The 16,393-nt window shown below is 69.8% G+C and carries 17 protein-coding genes; 13 read left to right on the plus strand and 4 right to left on the minus strand.

Annotated elements, in window-relative coordinates:
* Position 1 precedes the first annotated feature (1 nt).
* The 5 genes from pilM (at position 2) to OWM54_RS05585 (ending at position 5,621) form a co-directional block, all read left to right on the plus strand.
* Positions 2–1,606, plus strand: a complete 1,605-nt coding sequence (gene pilM / locus OWM54_RS05565; protein ID WP_223746637.1) for a pilus assembly protein PilM — start codon at positions 2–4, stop codon at positions 1,604–1,606.
* 2 nt (positions 1,607–1,608) lie between these two features.
* Positions 1,609–2,163, plus strand: a complete 555-nt coding sequence (gene gspM, locus OWM54_RS05570) for a type II secretion system protein GspM (protein WP_223746636.1) — start codon at positions 1,609–1,611, stop codon at positions 2,161–2,163.
* A gap of 4 nt (positions 2,164–2,167) precedes the next feature.
* On the plus strand, positions 2,168–3,139 hold the full coding sequence (gene gspN / locus OWM54_RS05575) for a type II secretion system protein GspN (RefSeq protein ID WP_046712754.1): 972 nt from the start codon (positions 2,168–2,170) through the stop codon (positions 3,137–3,139).
* A gap of 93 nt (positions 3,140–3,232) precedes the next feature.
* Positions 3,233–4,873: a sigma 54-interacting transcriptional regulator gene (locus OWM54_RS05580; protein WP_267696812.1), complete on the plus strand. Its 1,641-nt coding sequence runs from the start codon at positions 3,233–3,235 to the stop codon at positions 4,871–4,873.
* A 238-nt stretch (positions 4,874–5,111) separates the two neighbouring features.
* Positions 5,112–5,621: an RNA polymerase sigma factor gene (locus OWM54_RS05585; RefSeq protein ID WP_141323075.1), complete on the plus strand. Its 510-nt coding sequence runs from the start codon at positions 5,112–5,114 to the stop codon at positions 5,619–5,621.
* A gap of 5 nt (positions 5,622–5,626) precedes the next feature.
* Here the strand turns inward: OWM54_RS05585 and OWM54_RS05590 are convergent, their stop codons facing one another.
* Together OWM54_RS05590 and OWM54_RS05595 are read right to left on the minus strand one after the other, a co-directional pair.
* The gene (locus tag OWM54_RS05590; protein WP_223746633.1) at positions 5,627–6,289 is read right to left on the minus strand and encodes a high-potential iron-sulfur protein; all 663 of its coding nucleotides are present in this window, start codon (positions 6,287–6,289) and stop codon (positions 5,627–5,629) included.
* Complete coding sequence (locus OWM54_RS05595; protein ID WP_267696813.1) at positions 6,289–8,466, minus strand: S46 family peptidase; 2,178 nt, start codon at positions 8,464–8,466, stop codon at positions 6,289–6,291. Before OWM54_RS05595 ends, OWM54_RS05590 begins: the two co-directional genes overlap by 1 nt.
* Before the next feature lie 140 nt (positions 8,467–8,606).
* Here OWM54_RS05595 and OWM54_RS05600 point away from each other — a divergent pair, with 140 nt between their 5' ends.
* Positions 8,607–9,344 carry a M50 family metallopeptidase gene (locus OWM54_RS05600; RefSeq protein ID WP_046712749.1) on the plus strand — a complete coding sequence of 246 codons (738 nt, stop codon included), beginning with the start codon at positions 8,607–8,609 and terminating at the stop codon, positions 9,342–9,344.
* A 140-nt stretch (positions 9,345–9,484) separates the two neighbouring features.
* A complete protein-coding gene (locus OWM54_RS05605) occupies positions 9,485–9,748 on the plus strand; it encodes a hypothetical protein (RefSeq protein ID WP_267696815.1) in 264 nt (87 codons plus the stop codon).
* A 109-nt stretch (positions 9,749–9,857) separates the two neighbouring features.
* Here OWM54_RS05605 and OWM54_RS05610 read toward each other — a convergent pair whose 3' ends face one another.
* Positions 9,858–10,784, minus strand: coding sequence for a hypothetical protein (locus tag OWM54_RS05610; protein WP_267696816.1), 927 nt, complete (start codon positions 10,782–10,784; stop codon positions 9,858–9,860).
* A 186-nt stretch (positions 10,785–10,970) separates the two neighbouring features.
* Between OWM54_RS05610 and OWM54_RS05615 the strand changes: the two genes are divergently transcribed.
* Positions 10,971–11,867 (plus strand): PHB depolymerase family esterase, encoded by an 897-nt coding sequence (locus OWM54_RS05615; RefSeq protein WP_267696817.1) that lies wholly within the window; start codon positions 10,971–10,973, stop codon positions 11,865–11,867.
* Positions 11,868–11,921: 54 nt separating this feature from the next.
* On the opposite strand, the gene OWM54_RS05620 is transcribed toward OWM54_RS05615, so the two are convergent.
* Positions 11,922–12,578: an MBL fold metallo-hydrolase gene (locus OWM54_RS05620; RefSeq protein WP_141323050.1), complete on the minus strand. Its 657-nt coding sequence runs from the start codon at positions 12,576–12,578 to the stop codon at positions 11,922–11,924.
* A 96-nt stretch (positions 12,579–12,674) separates the two neighbouring features.
* On the opposite strand from OWM54_RS05620, the gene OWM54_RS05625 reads away from it, so the two are divergent.
* The 5 genes from OWM54_RS05625 to OWM54_RS05645 all read left to right on the plus strand — a co-directional run bounded on the left by OWM54_RS05625 (position 12,675) and on the right by OWM54_RS05645 (position 16,391).
* Complete coding sequence (locus OWM54_RS05625) at positions 12,675–13,346, plus strand: hypothetical protein (protein ID WP_223746630.1); 672 nt, start codon at positions 12,675–12,677, stop codon at positions 13,344–13,346.
* 211 nt (positions 13,347–13,557) lie between these two features.
* Positions 13,558–14,073 (plus strand): TlpA family protein disulfide reductase, encoded by a 516-nt coding sequence (locus OWM54_RS05630; protein ID WP_267696818.1) that lies wholly within the window; start codon positions 13,558–13,560, stop codon positions 14,071–14,073.
* A gap of 35 nt (positions 14,074–14,108) precedes the next feature.
* Complete coding sequence (locus OWM54_RS05635) at positions 14,109–14,414, plus strand: hypothetical protein (RefSeq protein ID WP_248541408.1); 306 nt, start codon at positions 14,109–14,111, stop codon at positions 14,412–14,414.
* A gap of 159 nt (positions 14,415–14,573) precedes the next feature.
* Positions 14,574–14,846: a hypothetical protein gene (locus tag OWM54_RS05640; protein ID WP_267696819.1), complete on the plus strand. Its 273-nt coding sequence runs from the start codon at positions 14,574–14,576 to the stop codon at positions 14,844–14,846.
* Positions 14,847–16,391 (plus strand): efflux RND transporter periplasmic adaptor subunit, encoded by a 1,545-nt coding sequence (locus OWM54_RS05645; RefSeq protein ID WP_267696821.1) that lies wholly within the window; start codon positions 14,847–14,849, stop codon positions 16,389–16,391.
* Positions 16,392–16,393 lie beyond the last annotated feature (2 nt).

Here is a 16,393-nt window from a genome sequence, read left to right on the forward strand (position 1 = left end):
CATGGCCCGCATTCTTGGCCTCGATTTGGGCAGCCACGCCGTGAAGGGCGTGGTGCTGGAGGCGCGGACGAAGGGACACGCCACCCGGAGCTACGTGGAGGTGCGCCGTGCTCAGGAAGGCGAGCGCGCCGACACGCTGCGCGCCGCGGTGACGGAGCTGCTCGGCAAGCTGCCGCCGGGCCACGCCGACCAGGTGGTGGTCTCCCTGCCCGGCCCCGCGCTCATCACCCACACGCTGACCTTGCCGTTCTCTGACAGCAAGCGCATCGACGCGACGCTGCCGTTCGAGATCGGCAGCCAGCTCCCGTTCGACATCTCCGAGGTCGTCTACGACTACCAGGTCGTCGGCCACAAGGACCTGGAGGGCAAGGAGAGGGCGAGCGACCTGCTCGTCGGCGTGGTGCGCACCGAGGAGCTCAAGGCGCTGCTGGAGGTGCTGGCGGAGCTGAAGGTGGACCCGCGCGTCGTCACGCACCCCGGCCTCGCCTACCAGAACCTGCTCCAGCAGGCGGCGGGCCTCTTCGAGGGCGCGAACGAGGGCGGCGCGGTGGCCATCGTGGACCTGGGCCACGAGCGCACGTCGGTGGCCATCGGCACGCCGGGCACGGGCGTCCGCTTCGCGCGCACGTTCGCCGGCGGTGGCAAGGACCTGAGCAAGGCCCTGGCCACGGAGTTCCAGACGTCATTGGCGGAGGCGCACCACTGGAAGGAGCAGCACGGGGCGCTGGCCAGCGCGGCGAAGGGGCCGGACGCGGAGCGCGCGGCGGCGGCCTTCACCCGGGGGCTCCAGCCGGTCCTGCGCGAGCTGCGGCCCACGCTGAAGTCCTTCACCGCGCGCACCCGCCAGCAGGTGGGCGCGCTGGTGCTGTGTGGCGGCACCGCGCGGATGCCGGGACTCGCGGAGCAGCTCTCGCGGGACTTGAACCTGCCGGTGCGCGTGCTGGCGCTGCCGGCGGACACGACGGAGGCCATCGCCGCCGACGAGCAGCCGACGGCGGCGCAGGCGTACGCGCTCGCGCTGCGAGGCAACGCGACGGGGGCGCGCGCGCCGCGCTTCAACTACCGCCGGGGCGAGCTCGCCTTCAAGGGTGACTTCGACTACGTGAAGGACAAGCTGGGCCTCTTGGCATCCTTCGCGGCGACGCTGCTCTTGCTGCTCATCGCGTTCGGCGTGGTGCGCAACTCGGTGCTGTCGCGGCGCGAGGCGCAGGTGGACGCGGCGCTGTGCGAGACGACGCAGCGGATCCTGGGGCGGTGCGAGAAGGACTACAACCGCGCGCTCAACATGCTCAAGGGCGTGGAGAGCCCCGCGGCGGCGCTGCCGCGCATGTCCGCGGTCAACCTCCTGGCGGAGGTCACCGAGCACGTCCCCAAGGAAATCCCGGTGAAGTTCGACCGCATCCAGATTGATACCGAGCGCGTCATCCTCCAGGGGGAGACGGACTCCTCCAAGCAGGTGGACACGCTGTCCAACGCGCTCAGGAACCACGCCTGCTTCAAGGAAGTGAAGCAGGGCAAGGTGGAGCGCACGCGGGACGGACAGAAGGTGACGTTCCGTCTGGACGTCCAGGTGCAGTGCCCCGGGGCGGAAGGCGGGGAGAGCTAGTCATGGCCAGACTTCAGGAAGCACTCGCGCCGTTGCAGACGTGGTTCGAGCGGCTCAGCGAGCGTGAGCGGCGCATGGTGGCCATCGCCGGCACGGCGGTGGCGGTGTTCGTGGTGTTCGTGGTGCTGATGACGTTCGCCAACAGCGCGTCCGGCTACCGCAAGCGCACCGAGGACAAGCTGGGCAAGCTCCAGGAGGTGCAGGCGCTGGCGGCCAGCTATCGCGAGGCCCAGGCGTCGCGGCAGGCCGTGGAGACGCAGCTGACGTCCAGCAACGTGCAGCTGATCACCTACATCGAGGACAAGGCCACGGCGGCCGGGCTGCAGGTGCCCAACATGACGCCCAAGGGCGACGTGGGCATCGGCGACGGGAAGATCATGGAGAGCTCGGTGGAGCTGACGTTCTCCGACGTGGACCTCCGCAAGCTGACGGACTTCATGCGCACGGTGGAGAGCGGGCCGGGCGTGGTGAAGGTGAAGTACCTGCGCATCGAACCGAGGCCCAACGACACGCTGACGGCGTGGACGACGGTGGCCACCTACCGGATGAAGCAATAGCCCTATGTCCTCTGACTCCAAGCCCGCTCGTTGGAAGGTCATCCTGGGCTACGGCGCGTTCGCGCTCGTGGCCTTCATCCTCTGCCTGCTGCTCACCTTCCCGTACGAGACGGTGCGCGCGCGCATCATCAACGAGGCGGCGCAGGCGGGGCTGGCGGTGCGCATCGGCTCGCTGCGGCCGGGGCTGTCCGGCGTCACGGCCACCAACGTGCGGGTGAGCAAGCCGCCCCAGCCGTTGAGCGCGGACCTGCTCGGCAAGCTCATCAGCGGCGAGGGCCTGCCGGGCGCGGCGGAGCTGGGCGAGGCGGTCATCATCGACAGCCTGGCGGTGCGCCCCACCCTCTTCCCTCCGGGCGTGGCGGTGCGCGCCAACGCGATGGGCGGGACGGTGACGGCGTCGGTGGGGTTGCTGGGTGACTCGAAGGTGCGCGCGGACATCGACGGGCTCAAGGTCAGCGGCGGCAACCTGCCGGGCTTCCTCGGCGTGGACCTGGACGGCGTCATCAACGGCACGCTGGCCCTGACGCTGCCCAAGGGGAAGAGCCCGGAGCCGGACCTGTCCCTGGCGAACGGGGAGCTGCTGCTCGACACGCAGGGGCTCATCATCAAGGGTGGCAAGGCCTCCATTCCGATGGGCGGTGGCAACTCCATGCCCATGGACCTGCCGCAGGTGGCGCTCGGCGCGCTGGTGGGCCGTATCGACTTCGACAAGGGCCTGGGCACGGTGAAGGAGCTCAAGCTCAAGGGCGAGGACATCGAGGCGCTGGCCACGGGCACGCTGAAGCTGGGCAAGCGGCTGGAGTACAGCGAGCCGGCGATGGATGTGAACCTGCGGTTGGACCCGGAGGCGCAGAAGCGCCTGGGCCTGCTGGCGGCGGGCATCACCATCTTCCCTCCGGACAAGAAGGACCCGAGCTTCCGGGCGGCCAGGCTCGGCGGGTTCCTGAACCGGCCGACGTTCCTGCCCCGGCGGTAGCGGGCGACGGCTCGGGTGCGCCCTTCCCGGGGCGTGGTGGTTGAAGTCAGCGCGCCGGGACGTGTAAAGCGCGGGCGCACAGGAGGGCCGTGGATGCCGGAGCTGGTGTTTTTCCGTCGTGGCGAGGAGGTGTTGAGGGTGGGGGTGGACCGGGCGAGGTTGGTGCTCGGTCGCGGCGAGCAGAGCGACGTCGCCATCCCGGACCCGGAGGTGAGCCGTCAGCAGGTGGCGCTGCTGTGGGACGGCGTGGAGTGCCGGGTGCAGGACCTGTCGGGCAAGGGCACCACGGTGTCCGGCACGTCGATCACCGAGGCGGCGCTGCCGGACGGCGCGGACCTGGCGCTGGGCCAGTGGCGCGCGGTGTTCCGGCTGAGCGGCGGCGGCGAGGGGGCCGATGTGGCCACCGAGGTGGGGCACACCACGTCCATCCAGGCGCGTGACGCGCAGTCCCTGCGCTGGCAGCCGGCGCAGGTGCGCGTGAAGCAGGGCCCCAACGAGACGGTGCACCGGTTCTCGGGGGACAGCTTCACGGCGGGCAAGGACGCGGGGTGCGACCTGGTGCTCCAGGACCGGTTCGCGTCCAGCAAGCACCTGAAGGTGACGCGGCGGGACGGGACGTTCCACGTCGTGGACCTGCGCTCGACGAACGGCACGTGGCTGGGGCCGGTGCGGGTGTTCGAGGCGGAGGTGTCTTTGCCCACCACGCTGAGGGTGGGCGAGACGGAGCTGGTGCTCGAGGCGGCGGCGCCGGGCAACCGCAAGGAGCCGACGTCGTTCCACGGCATCATCGGGAGTGACAACGCGGTGAAGGGGCTGTCGGACCTCATCGAGCGGGTGGCGCCCTCCACGGCGGCGGTGACGATTCTCGGCGAGTCCGGCACGGGCAAGGAGCTGGTGGCGCGCGCCATCCACCAGTGCTCGCAGCGGGCCAACCGGCCGCTCATCCCCGTGAACTGCGCGGCCATCTCCAAGGAGCTCATCGAGAGCGAGCTGTTCGGACACGAGAAGGGCTCGTTCACGGGCGCGGCGAACGCGCGCAAGGGCGCCTTCGAGGAGGCGGACGGCGGCACGCTGTTCCTGGACGAGATTGGCGAGCTGCCGCTGGACTTGCAGGCGAAGCTGCTGCGCGCGCTGGAGAGCGGCGAGATCAAGCGGGTGGGCGCCAGCCGGCCGATGCACGTGGACGTGCGAGTGGTGGCGGCGACGAACCTGGACCTGCTGGCGGCGGCGCGCGAGGGCAAGTTCCGTGAGGACCTGTACTACCGCCTCTGCGTGATTCCGTTGCACCTGCCGCCCCTGCGCAGCCGCAAGGGGGATTTGCCGGCGCTGGCGGACCACTTCGTGAAGCTGTACTCGCCGCGAGGGCAGACGGTGAAGCTGTCCGCGTCCGCGATGGATCGGCTCCAGAACCACGCGTGGCCGGGCAACATCCGCGAGCTGCGCAACGTGGTGCACCGGGCGCTGCTCTTGCGCAAGGGGCCGGTCATCGACGCGAACGATTTGACGTTCGACCAGGAGATGAACAAGGAGACGGGCATCGCGGTGCCCGAGCTGCCGCCGGGGATGACGCTGGAGCAGATGCTGGAGAAGCTCGAGCGGCAGATCGTCGAGGCGGCGCTGCGCCGGTACAACAACAACCGCGAGCGCGTGGCCCGCGAGCTGGGCGTGGCCCGCTCCACCCTGTTCAAGCGCCTGAAGGACTGGGGCCTGACGAAGCAGGACGAGCAGGAGTAGGCGTCGTTGCTCCCGTGCCTCGCGGACATCGCGCGGGGCACGGGGAGCCCGCCATAGCGCCTGGAAAATACGCGCACGGCGAGAGGTCCTCGAAATGGGCCATGGTGCCACCCTGCCCTGAAGGGCGAGGTTCGTCGCGTCCGGTGAGAAAAAACCGTCACACAGGCGCGTAGACCCTTTTCGCGGGTGGTTCGTTCCAAGGGAGGTCCCCGCTGGGGTGCCCAGGAGCCCACCCGTGATGCACGCCGCCGCCATCGACCTTCCGCCCCTCACGCAGCTCTACAACGAGCACCGCGCCCGCGCGCTCGCCATCGCCCGCCGCATCGTCGGTGACGCGGATGACGCCGAGGACGTCGTGCAGGACGTCTTCGCCCGGCTCGCCTGGAAGTCGCCCGGCTACGGCGGGCGCGCCGCGTGGACCACGTGGCTCCACCGCGTCATGGTCAACAGCAGCATCAACTGGCTGCGCGCACGCAAGCGCCGCGAGCGCCTGAGCCATGAGCCCGCCGAGCCCCTCTCTCCCGAGCGGCAGGCCATGGGCACGCAGATGGAGCGGCACTTCACCGCCGCGCTCGAGGACATCAACGAGCAGCAGCGCCAGGTCCTCTACCTGCGCGAGGTCCGCGGCCTGACGTACCCCGAAATCGCGCGCCTCTTGCGCATCCCCGAGGGCACCGTGAAGAGCACCCTCCACCGCGCCCGGCAGCGCACCTTCGAGCTGCTCGAGGAGCGCGGCCAGCGCCCCTGAGGCACCTACTCGTCGCCCTTGGCGCCGACGAACTGGTCGCCCTTGTCCTTGAAGAGGACGTTGAAGCTGGTGAGCGAGCCGTACACGCGGGTGATGTAGCTCTGCATCTCCACCTTCTCCGCGTCGGACAGCTTCGGGTGCGCGTTGAGCTTCTGCTCGAGCACGCGCAGCCTGTCGCGCACCATGACGACCTTGTGGAACAGGTTGTCGATGGGCAAATCCTTCGCCTGCAGCTCCGGGTTGCCGGGGACCAGGCGCACCGTGCCGCCCTCCCACTTGCCCGCGAGCGGCGGCGCCTCGGCGAGGCCCGACGCCTCCCGGAAGATGTCCATCAGCTCTTCACGCGTCATGCTCAGCCCTTCCAGGTCGATGACTTCGTTGGGGTCCGCCACCCGCCGGCGAATCACCACCGGGGCCACGCTCCGGGCGGCGCGCTCGCGCGAGGGGGACTGCGCCGCCGGGGCCACGGCCGTGCCCCGGGGCGCGTACTTGTCACAGATGGGGGCGGACGGCGGAAACATCCCCCGAGACGACTGGAGCCGGCAGGGCCCCACCCACCCCCGGCGCTCATCCACCGAGTGAGGGCTCCACAGCTTGCAGTTGCCACACACCTGCTCTTCCGGCCGGAAGACAGGCAGTGCCAACGAGGTGTCCGCCGGCTCGGTCATCAGCGCGTCTCCCCCGCCACCGGCGGGCCCTTGCGCACGCCCAGCTCCCGCAGCAGGGCGTCCGCGTTCTCCACCTGGTCCAACATCCACAGCACGTAGCGCACGTCCACGTTGACGTTGCGCGCCACGTCCGGGTTGTAGCCGAAATCGTTGGCCACGTTCTCCCAGACGCGGTCGAAGTTCACGCCCACCAGCTGTCCCCGGCCGTTCACCGTGGGGCTTCCCGAGTTGCCACCCGTGGTGTCCGCGTCCGACAGGAAGTTCACCGGCACCTCCTTGAGCTTCTTGTCCGCCCACGCCCCATACCGCTTCGCCTCGGCCACCTTCGAGACGCGCTCGGGCACGTCGAAGGGCTCCTCGCCGGTGTGCTTGGCCAGCATGCCCGACAGCGTCGTCTGCGGCGTGTACACCGCGCCATCCCGCGGCGAGTAGCCCTGCACCTTGGCGAACGTCACCCGCAGCGTCCCGTTGGCGTCCGGCGCCACGGGCTTGCCCGCATGCGCCAGCACCGCCTTGCGCCAGTCGGGCCGCAGCCGCGACGACGCGCCGTCGCGCCGGTCCTGCGCCTCGTCCAGCGCCTCCTGCTCACGCGCCAGGTCCAGGCCGAACGCCAGGAGCGGGTCCTTGCGAGCCTGAAGCTGCGCGAGCGTCTCCGTGCCCATCTTCATCCGCTCGGCCAGCGTGAGCACCTGCGTGCCCGCGTACATCGCGTCCACCTTCGCCGCCACGTCCTTCTCCACGAACGTCTTGCCGAAGTGCTTGTCCACCGCGGCGATGCGCTCGTCCGCGCCCAGCGCCTGCGCGCGCCGCACGAAGGCCGTCAGGAGCCGCTTCTCCGCGGGCAGGAACACGTTCTTCTGCTCGCGCTCCAGGCGGTCCTTGATGCGCACCTGCTCGCGCTCCATGTACGCCGGGCGGCGCTCCAAATCGGGCTTCGCGCGCTCGGTGGCCAGCCGCGCCAGCGTCACCGCCAGCGACGGCCCCCGGGCGAGCCGGCCCGTGGCGCCGAGCAGGAACTCGCGCTCGAACACCTTCGAGGTGGCCTTCTGCTCGGCGAGCAGGGCCTCGCGGGCCTTCAGCGCCCCACCCCACTTCGCGCTGTTCTTCGTCGCCCAGGCCGCCACGGCCGCCTCGGCCTCGCGCTGCTTCTCCACGATGCGCCCGCGCTTGAGCCCCGCCAGTTGCCCGCCCGCGTTCTTGTGCACGTTGTGCAGGCCCTTGAGCGTGGAGGCCACGGCGATCTTCCCGGCCGGGTCCTTCTCTCCCTCCTCCTCGAGGATGCGGATGGCCTCGCCGAACACGTCGCGCATGCGCGGGTAGAGCCGCGACTGGCGCTCCGCCATCTCCTCCGCGAGCAGCGCGCGGTAGGTGCGGCCCGGGTAGCCCAGCACCATCACGAAGTCACCGGGCTTCACGCCCTCGGGGGACAGCGGGAAGAAGAACTCCGCCTTGTAGGGCACGTTCTTCTCGCTGTACGCCGCCGACGTCCCGTCCGGCGCGGTGTACGCCCGGAGGATGGCGAAGTCGCCGGTGTGGCGCGGCCACATCCAGTTGTCCTCCTCGCCGCCGTACTCACCCACCGCGCGGGGCGGGGCGTAGACGAGCCGCGAGTCCTGCAGCTCCACCGCGTCCACCAGCGTGTAGTTCACGCCGCCGTCGAACGTGGACACCTGACAGCGGGTGGCGGGGCGCTTCTCGCACTCGGCCACCAGCTCCTTCTGCTTGCGCTCGATGGCCCTGAAGCGGGCCGTGTCGTCCGCGCCCTCGGGAACCGCCGCCAACACCTGCGCCGTCACGTCCGTGAAGCTGCGAGGGACCTGCACGCGCGCGCCCTTGCCGGGCAGCTCGTCCTTGCGCTCCGTGGCCAAAAAGCCCTGGGTGATGAGGTCGCGCTGGGGGGTGCTGTGCTCCTGGATGATGCCGAAGGCGCAGTGGTGGTTGGTGATGACCAGGCCCGTGTCGGAGATGAAGGCGCCGGTGCACCCACCCACATTCACGGCGCCCGCGAGCAGGCCGGTGCCTCGCTTGGGGTCCCACAACTTCTTGGGGGGCACCTGGAGGCCTTGGGCGCGCAGCCACGCCGGGTCCAGTTCCAGGACCTGCTGGGGGGTCCACTTCCCTTCCCCGGCGAGCGCCGGGGCAGCCACGAGCGAGAGCAGGAGGAGCGTCTTCTTCATGCCCCATCCCTACCCCGTCCGGCGCCCGCAGGCGACATCCGCCTCACGTCACGACGCCCCGCGGCAAGCCAGGAGTTTCCCGGGAAGAGGGACCCGACTTAAGTGTTGGGGTGTCCCATGGTGGGGAGGCCCCGGTACCGATGAAGACCGCCAGCGGTGCACAGCTCGATTTCGGCCGCCTGGCCCTCCTGCTCGTCATGCTGGGGGTCGGCTGGTACTTCTGGTACTCGCCCGTCTTCTGGCCCCTGAAGTTGCTGGTGGTGATGATGCACGAGAGCGGGCACGCGCTCGCCACCCTGTTGGTGGGGGGCTCCGTGGACCGCATCCACCTCGCGGCCGACGAGTCGGGCTCCTGCCTGTCGCGCCTGCCGCCGGGCATGCTGCGGCAGATCGCCGTGTACTCGGGCGGCTACCTGGGCAGCGCGGTGGCCGGCGCGGGCCTCCTGCTCGCCACCTTCCGCTTCCGGCTGCGCCGGTGGGTGCTGGGGGCCGCGTGTGTGTGGCTGGTCGTGATGGGCCTGCTCTACGCGGGGGACGCCTTCACCCTGGCCTTCTGCGTGGGCACCGCCGCGGTCATGGGCATCGGCGCGAAGTGGCTGCCGGACGGCGCGGTGGACTTCGTCAACCTGTTCATCGCCGCCTTCACCGCGCTGTACGCCGTGTTCGACTTGCGCGACGACCTGTGGAACAGCGCCGTGCGCTCGCGCAGCGACGCGGCCCTGCTCGCGGACCTCACCTACGTGCCCGCCGTCGTGTGGGCCGCCCTGTGGACGCTGCTCGCGGTGGGCCTGCTCTCCATCGCCGCCTACCGCTCGCTCCACGCAAGGCCCCAGGGCCTGCAGATGCCCCCCGTGGGCTCCCGGGCCCGGAGGGCGTGACGGCCTCGCAGAACCCGAAACGCATGCAATCTTGAAGCAATTGCAAAACATCTGCAAAAGCAGACCAGGTCTTACTCCCCCTTGAAAGGCGTTGCCAGGAGAAGCGTCGTCCTCCACGTCGCCCTGGTGCTCCTGGCGGCGTGCGGTCCCGGCGTCGAAGAAGGCCTCCGTCCGCCCCTCGACGTGCAGCGCTCCGCGGTCAGCATCACCGCGCCGCCACCACGACGCTGACGTACCTGTTCGACGCCACCAGCGACACCTGGAGCTCCCTGCCCGGCGCCTCGGCCACGGGCACGTCGCCCATCCGCTTCACTGTGCACCCACAGGGCCCCCCCGACCTCGACGCGCCCACGTACAAGAGCCAGGCCTTCTGGGACTGGATGTTCGCCCTGCAGCGGCTGTAACCGGTTACAGGGCTATCGCTCCCGCGAGGCGAGGCAGGCGGGACTCCTGCGTCGCCGCCTGACTCGCCCCGGGGCGACAACCTTCCCGCCCGACAGGCCAGCCCCGGGCTCATTCGGAAGGAGGCTCGGCCACCAGTGTGTGCCACCGGTCATCGTGAATCCAGCCGACCGTCCGGTCCGCGAAGGACCACACGCCATCCCTGGCACCGCGAAGCACGGTGAACCGCAGCGAGTCCGAGTCCTCGATGGCCACCGGCTCCAGCGCGTCACCCACCACGCGGTCGATGCCTCCCAGGTGCGCCACGTAGACGTGGTCCTGGAACGTCGCGATACCCCAGTAGTCCCGCTCGGTGTCCAGCGGCCGGATGACCCGCCAGCTCGAGCCCTCGCTCACGAGGACGGCCCCTTCGCCACCGCAGACGGCATATCCGTCCTTCAACGCGCAGAGACTGTTGAAGCCCGACTCCAGGGGAAGTGCGACTCGGTGCCAGCGCGTCCCATCGAAGCGCGCCAGATGTCCCTCCGAGGTGACGACGCTGAAGTCGTCGCGGCCGTGGCCCGCGAGGTCCTCGATGGTGACGTCCGCGTCGTCGATGGTGAGCTGGGGCAACGCGGTGAAGACCTCGTCGTCCAGCACGTAGACCTGCCCCAGCGAGCCCGCGCAAAGGACATCCCCACCCAGGACACGCAGTCGACGCAGCGGCCCGAGCTCCTCGACCGACGGATTCTTGAACAGCCTGCGCGAGGCCTTCAGCTCCGCTCCCGTCTCGGGCGCCTTCCAGTCGAAGCGCACCACCGTCCCGCTCTCCCCCAGGACATAGGCCTGCCCCTCCTCGGTGGCATCCACGGAGAGCACCGCCTCACCGGACACGTCAAAGCCGAGCCACACACCACCCCTGCGCACGCCCACGCGATTGCGAGGGTTGTCGTAGTCGTCCCCCACCGTGCAGGCCGCGATGACCACCCCCGGAATGGGGCTCACTCCCTCCTGGATGAAGGCGTCCTTCAAGAAACTGGCATCCGTCTTTCCACTCATTCGTGTACGGCCTCCTCGGCCCTGTACTACCTCCTCGGCGCAACGCACCGCGAGCCAAGTCACGCGCCCACCCTCGTCCCCACTGAACACGGCGGTCACAATTCTTGAATTAACAGCAACACAAGAACAAATGCCGTAGCCTTGCCTTCCCCCCGGCCGTCACCCGCCCCCATTCGAGGTGACTCCATGAGAAGCATCGCACTCGCCACCTTCGTGGTGATCCTGACCGCCTGGGGTCCCGGGGCCGGCGAAGCCTCTTCCGCGAGGCTCGACACCCATCTCGCGTCCCTGCTCACCCCCGTGGAGGACCAGATTTCGGTCCACTTCCCGAGCACGAGCGGCGCTCCGCTTCCCTACGGGGAGTACATCCCTCCGGGTTACAACAGCTCCACCGAGCTGCATCCCGTCGTCATCCACCTCAATGGCATCGGCGAGCTGGGCGTGGCGGGGAACACGAGCGCGCTCTACGACGTCGTGACGCGCAATGGCGCGCTGAAGAACATCCGCAACAGCGCGACGTGGAAGGCGTACCACGGCGCGAAGAAGGCGCTCATCTTCGTCCCGCAGGCGGTGGACAACTACTCGCCCACGGAGATTCGCCCCTTCGTCCAGTTCATCGTCGCCAACTACCGGGTGGACCCCAAGCGCGTCTACCTGACGGGCTTGAGCATGGGCGGATGGGGCGCGTGGCGGTACGCGACGCTGTACGGCACGGAGCTGGCCGCGCTGGCGACGTTCGCGACCAACATCGGCGCGCCCGGCGACACCATCCCCGCGCTCAAGGAGGTGCCTGTCTGGGTGGGCAGCACCCATGGCGACCGCTGGGGCGAGCAGTCGTGGGTCCTGCCCGTGACGAAGAACTACAACCACTGGGCCTTCCCGCCCCTCGTGGCGTCCTCGCAGACGACCACGTACCTGTTCAACCGGACGGCTCCGGGCTGGACGTCGCAGCCGGGCTTCGTGACCACGGGCCACTCCATCGTCCGGTATGTGCTGTACCCCGGCAACGCGCACACCGGCTGGGGCGAGACCTACGGCCAGCAGTCCTTCTGGGACTGGCTGTTCGCCCAGCAGCGCCAGTAGCCCATCCCACGCCGACGAGACGGACCGGCGGAGCCCGTACGGGCCCCGGTCCGCTCACTTCCTCGGGCGCATGCGGAACGCGACGAACGAGGCGACGTCCGGGAAGGAGAAGTACGGGTTCTTCTGGCGCACCTCGCCCAGCGCCGCCACCGGGACGTCCGCGTAGTCGTGCCCCGGCCACAGGCGCGTGGAGTCCGGGACCTTCAGCAGCACCTGCGACAAGGAGCGGTACATCGCCTCCGGGTCGCCGCCGTTCATGTCGCACCGCCCGCACCCGTTGATGAACAGCGTGTCCCCGGACACGAGCGCGTCTCCGGCGAGCAGGCAGTGCGAGCCCGGCGTGTGCCCCGGCGTGTGCAGCGCGTGGAACGTCTCGGCGCCCACCGGCACCGCGTCTCCGGGCCCGAGCAGGCGCAGCGCGCCCGACAGCTCGCGCAGCTCCGCGGAGAACTCCACCTCCGCCCGCTGCGCGTAGACAGGCACGTCGTGTCGGGACAGCAAATCCGGCAGGCCGTTGATGTGGTCGAAGTGGCAGTGCGAGACGAACGCGCCGGCCAGGCGCTTGCCGTCCTCTTCCACTGCCCGTTCAATCGCATCCACGTCCCACGCCGGGTCCACCACCACGACGTCGGGCGAGTCCGCCGCGCCGACCAGGTAGACGAAGTTGTCCATGGGGCCCAGCTTGAGCTGACGCACGTAGGGATTCCGCATCTCTCACACCTCCCGGGGAGACTCTAACGCCCAAGACTTGAAGGCACGGGCGCTTCCCACTTGAATGGACGTCTTTTCCCTGGAGGTCCACACCCCGTGAAGCGCTCCCTGCCGTTGCTCGCCTGTACCCTCCTCGCCGGCTCGAGCGTCGTCGCCAAGGAACGGTCCACTTTCAAGTACACCGCGCCTCCGGACGGCGAGCGTCCGGTCATCGTCGACGCCGTCATCGCCCCTCAGGGCAGCGACTTCGCCATGCGCCTGCGCTTCGACAAGGAGCCGTGGGGCGAGGAATGCAAGAACCGCTGCGCCAACGCCACGCTGCTCATCGACGCGGACTCCAGCAAACAGACGGGCCTGAAGCTCGCGGCGGGGGCCCCGGGCAACGGCGCCGACCTGGCCGTCATCATCCAGGGCGTGCGGGAGTACGCGACGGAGAGCGGCAAGGGCGCCAAGAACTGGCTGCGCGTCAAGGTGCGCCTGCTCAACAACGAGGCGAGCAGCGTGGACGACGGCGAGCTGCTCGCCGAGCTGAGCCACAAGCACGACACCGACCGCATCCAGTCCGATGGGAAGACCGTCTACCTGCTCATCGACAGCACCCACCCGTCCATCCCCGCCGGCCGCAAGGCGCGCGTCGTCTACCAGCCGCCCGGTGGCAAGCCCATCCAGGCCAACGTGACGGGCCTGATTGGCGGAGGCGGCTCCAAGGGCAATGTGAAGATCTTCAAGGATGGCAACTGGGGCAAGGCGCCCAAGGCCGACCCCTGACGCCTCGGTCGCCACGCGTTTCGCGTCCTCGGGCCCCCAGTGGGCTCGAGGAGCGCGTGCGTCGGCGACAGTCCGTGAGTGGGGCCATTGAGCAGCATGTTCCGGGGGCCCGTCACGTCATCGCTTCCGGAGGTGCGCCTTGAAGGTGCTCGCGCGAGGCTCCCAGCTCGAGGGGCTTCACGGAGGTCGGTCGCACCTTCGAGTTCTTCGGGTGCGCCGCCCCGCCTTCGGTGCCGGTGTCGCCGCTCTGCTCCTCGCGTCGCCGCTCACAGCGTGTCGGACGGAGCCACCACCGCCGAGCTATCTCCGGGTCGAAGGAGCGGCCCCGCGGCTCGCGGAGGTCCCCGACTCGCGAGCCCTGCTGGTGGTCTTCTGGGCCACGTGGTGTCCACCCTGCCGCACCGAGACGCCGCGGTTGGTAGCGCTGGCCGAAGCGCCTCCTGACGCGCTGCGTGTCGTCGTCTTCAGCCACGACACGGAGGCGAAGGCGGTGGAGACGTTCCTCCAAGGGCCGCCACCCGCCGCGCTGCATCTGCGCCTGGACGAGGGACACCAGGTCGCCCGCGCGTTCGGCGTGGACACCCTGCCCCAGAGCTTCCTGGTGGTGGACGGGCGCCTGGTCGCTCGATTCGCGGGGCCTCGCGAGTGGGATTCCCGAGGCATGCGTCGCCTGCTGGAGAAGTTGATCCGCGAGCACCCACCTGGCGTGTCGGCCCCGTCGCGTTGACTCTCCACGGAGACCTTCAGTAAGCCTTCGGGTCGATGCGGTTCCTCCTGCGCACCCTCGCGCTCCTCCTCGTGCTGATGACGGGTGGCGTCTTCCAGACGCTCGCCTTCGCATCGGACACGCATGCGGATTGCGAAGAGGAGGCCGAGGAGGGGGACTGCTCGGACTGCGCCGCGGATTGCGCGCTGTGCCTCTGCTGTCCGCTGAGGGCCGCGCCCGCGCCGCTGCCCTTCGTGAGCCAGGTGGAGGAGCCGCTCGTCAGGCCCCCCATCCACGTCCACCCGGACGTGCTGCTCCCCGGCGGCGTGGGACGCGACATCTTCCAGCCTCCCAGAGCGTGACTCCGCCCCTCACGGGAGACGTGTGTCCAGCGAGTCCCCATCCCGGGTCTCGCGCGGACGCGCACGTCACCGTGCTGCCCCGCTGCAGCTGAAGCCACCCTCCGCGCACTCCCGCGCGGACATCCACCGCCGGGGCACCGCCCTGGCCGGAGTCATGTCATGCGTTCCATCCAGACCTTCGTGCTCGTCGTGTCCCTCGTGTCCGTCCCCGTCCTCTCCGCGTCGGCCGAGGAGTCCAAGCCCGCGCAGCAGTCGCAGGCCGCCGAGAAGCCCAAGTGTGAGCACGGCGTGCAGAAGTCCCTGTGCACGCGCTGCAATCCGAAGCTCGCTGCCGTCTTCAAGGCCAAGAACGACTGGTGCGCCGAGCACGAGCGCCCCGAGTCCCAGTGCTCCCTCTGCCACCCGGACCTCGCGAAGAAGGGCGTGAAGTAGATGGGCCCCTGCATCGGTCTCCTGGCGCTGGCGGGCCTGCTCTGTCTCGGCACCTCGTGCACGAAGTCCGCCCCGCCCGAGGTCGCGAAGAGCACACTCTCCGATGCGGGGCCCTCGTCCCCCGAGGCTCGCGCCGTCACGCTGTGCGAGCACGGCGTGCCCGCGGAGCTGTGCACGAAGTGCGACCCCGACCTCGTCGACGTCTACAAGGCCCAGGACGACTGGTGCGACGAGCACGGACTGCCCGAGTCCCACTGCCGTCAGTGCAACCCGTCGCTCTCCTTCACCGCGTCAGCCACTCCCGCCGACTGGTGCAAGGAGCACGCGGTCCCCGAATCGAAGTGCACCCAATGCAACCCGAAGCTGGTGGCGGGCTTCATCGCGGCGGGTGACTACTGCCGCGAGCATGGGTTCCCAGAATCAGTCTGTCCCTTCTGTCACCCGGAGCTCGTGAAGGCCGCGGGCGCCGAGAGGCCGCTGTTCCCCACGCCCGGCACACGTATCCGATTGGCCTCCACAGACACCGCGCGGGAGGCGGGACTCCAGACGCATCGACTCCAGCGCAGGCACTTCGCACGCTCGCTGGAGGTGGTGGGCCAGCTCACCTTCAACCAGAACCGATTGGCGCGGCTGTCCGCGCGAGGCGATGCGCTGGTGAGCGAGGTGCGCGTCGACGAGGGGGACGACGTCAAGGCGGGTCAGCCCCTGCTCGCGCTCACGTCGCCTTCCGTCGGACAGGACAAGGGTCGACTGTCCGCGGCCCTCGCGCGGCTGGAGACGGCTCGCGCGGCGCTCGCTCGGGAGCAGGAGCTGGTCGAGCGTGGCATCAGCCCTCGCAAGGATTTGGAGCAGGCCCGGGCCGAGCTCGCCGCGGCCGAGGGAGAGCGTGAGGCGGCTCGCGCGGCACTCAGCGCCGCGGGCGCGGAACAGGGAAGCAGCGAGGGGCGCTACAATCTCTCCGCGCCCTTCGCCGGGACGGTGGTGGCTCGCGACGCGGTGTCCGGCCGACATGTCGCCGCGGGACAGACGTTGCTCGAGGTCGCCGACCTCTCCACGCTCTGGGCCCTGCTCGAGATTCCCGAGGCGGACTCGGCCCAGGTGCGCGCGGGGCAGAAGGTCACCCTGAGCCTCGAGGGTCTTCCCGGAGAGGTCCGTGAGGCCACGCTCACCCGCGTGGGTGCCTCCGTGGACCGCGCCACCCGCACGGTGCGCGCCCGCGTCGAGTTGCCCAACCCCGACCGCGCCCTCAAGGCCGGCCTGTTCCTGCGCGCGCGGATTCAAGTGGCCGAGGAACACGAGGCGCTGATGGTGCCCCACTCCGCCATCCAGCGCGCCAAGGGACAGGTGCTCGTCTTCGTGAAGAAGGACGAGACACTCTACGAGCCTGTCCCCGTGGAGCTGGGCGCGGGCACACGTGACGAGGTCGAGGTGGTCAAGGGCCTGCGGCCCGGCATGGAGGTCGTCACCACGGGCGCCTTCCTGCTGAAGACCGAGGTGCTCAAGGACGCCATCGGCGCGGGCTGCTGCGAGGAAGGAGGCCCGTAGCC

This window comes from Myxococcus sp. MISCRS1, from assembly GCF_026626605.1.
In the GTDB taxonomy this organism is placed as follows: domain Bacteria; phylum Myxococcota; class Myxococcia; order Myxococcales; family Myxococcaceae; genus Myxococcus; species Myxococcus fulvus.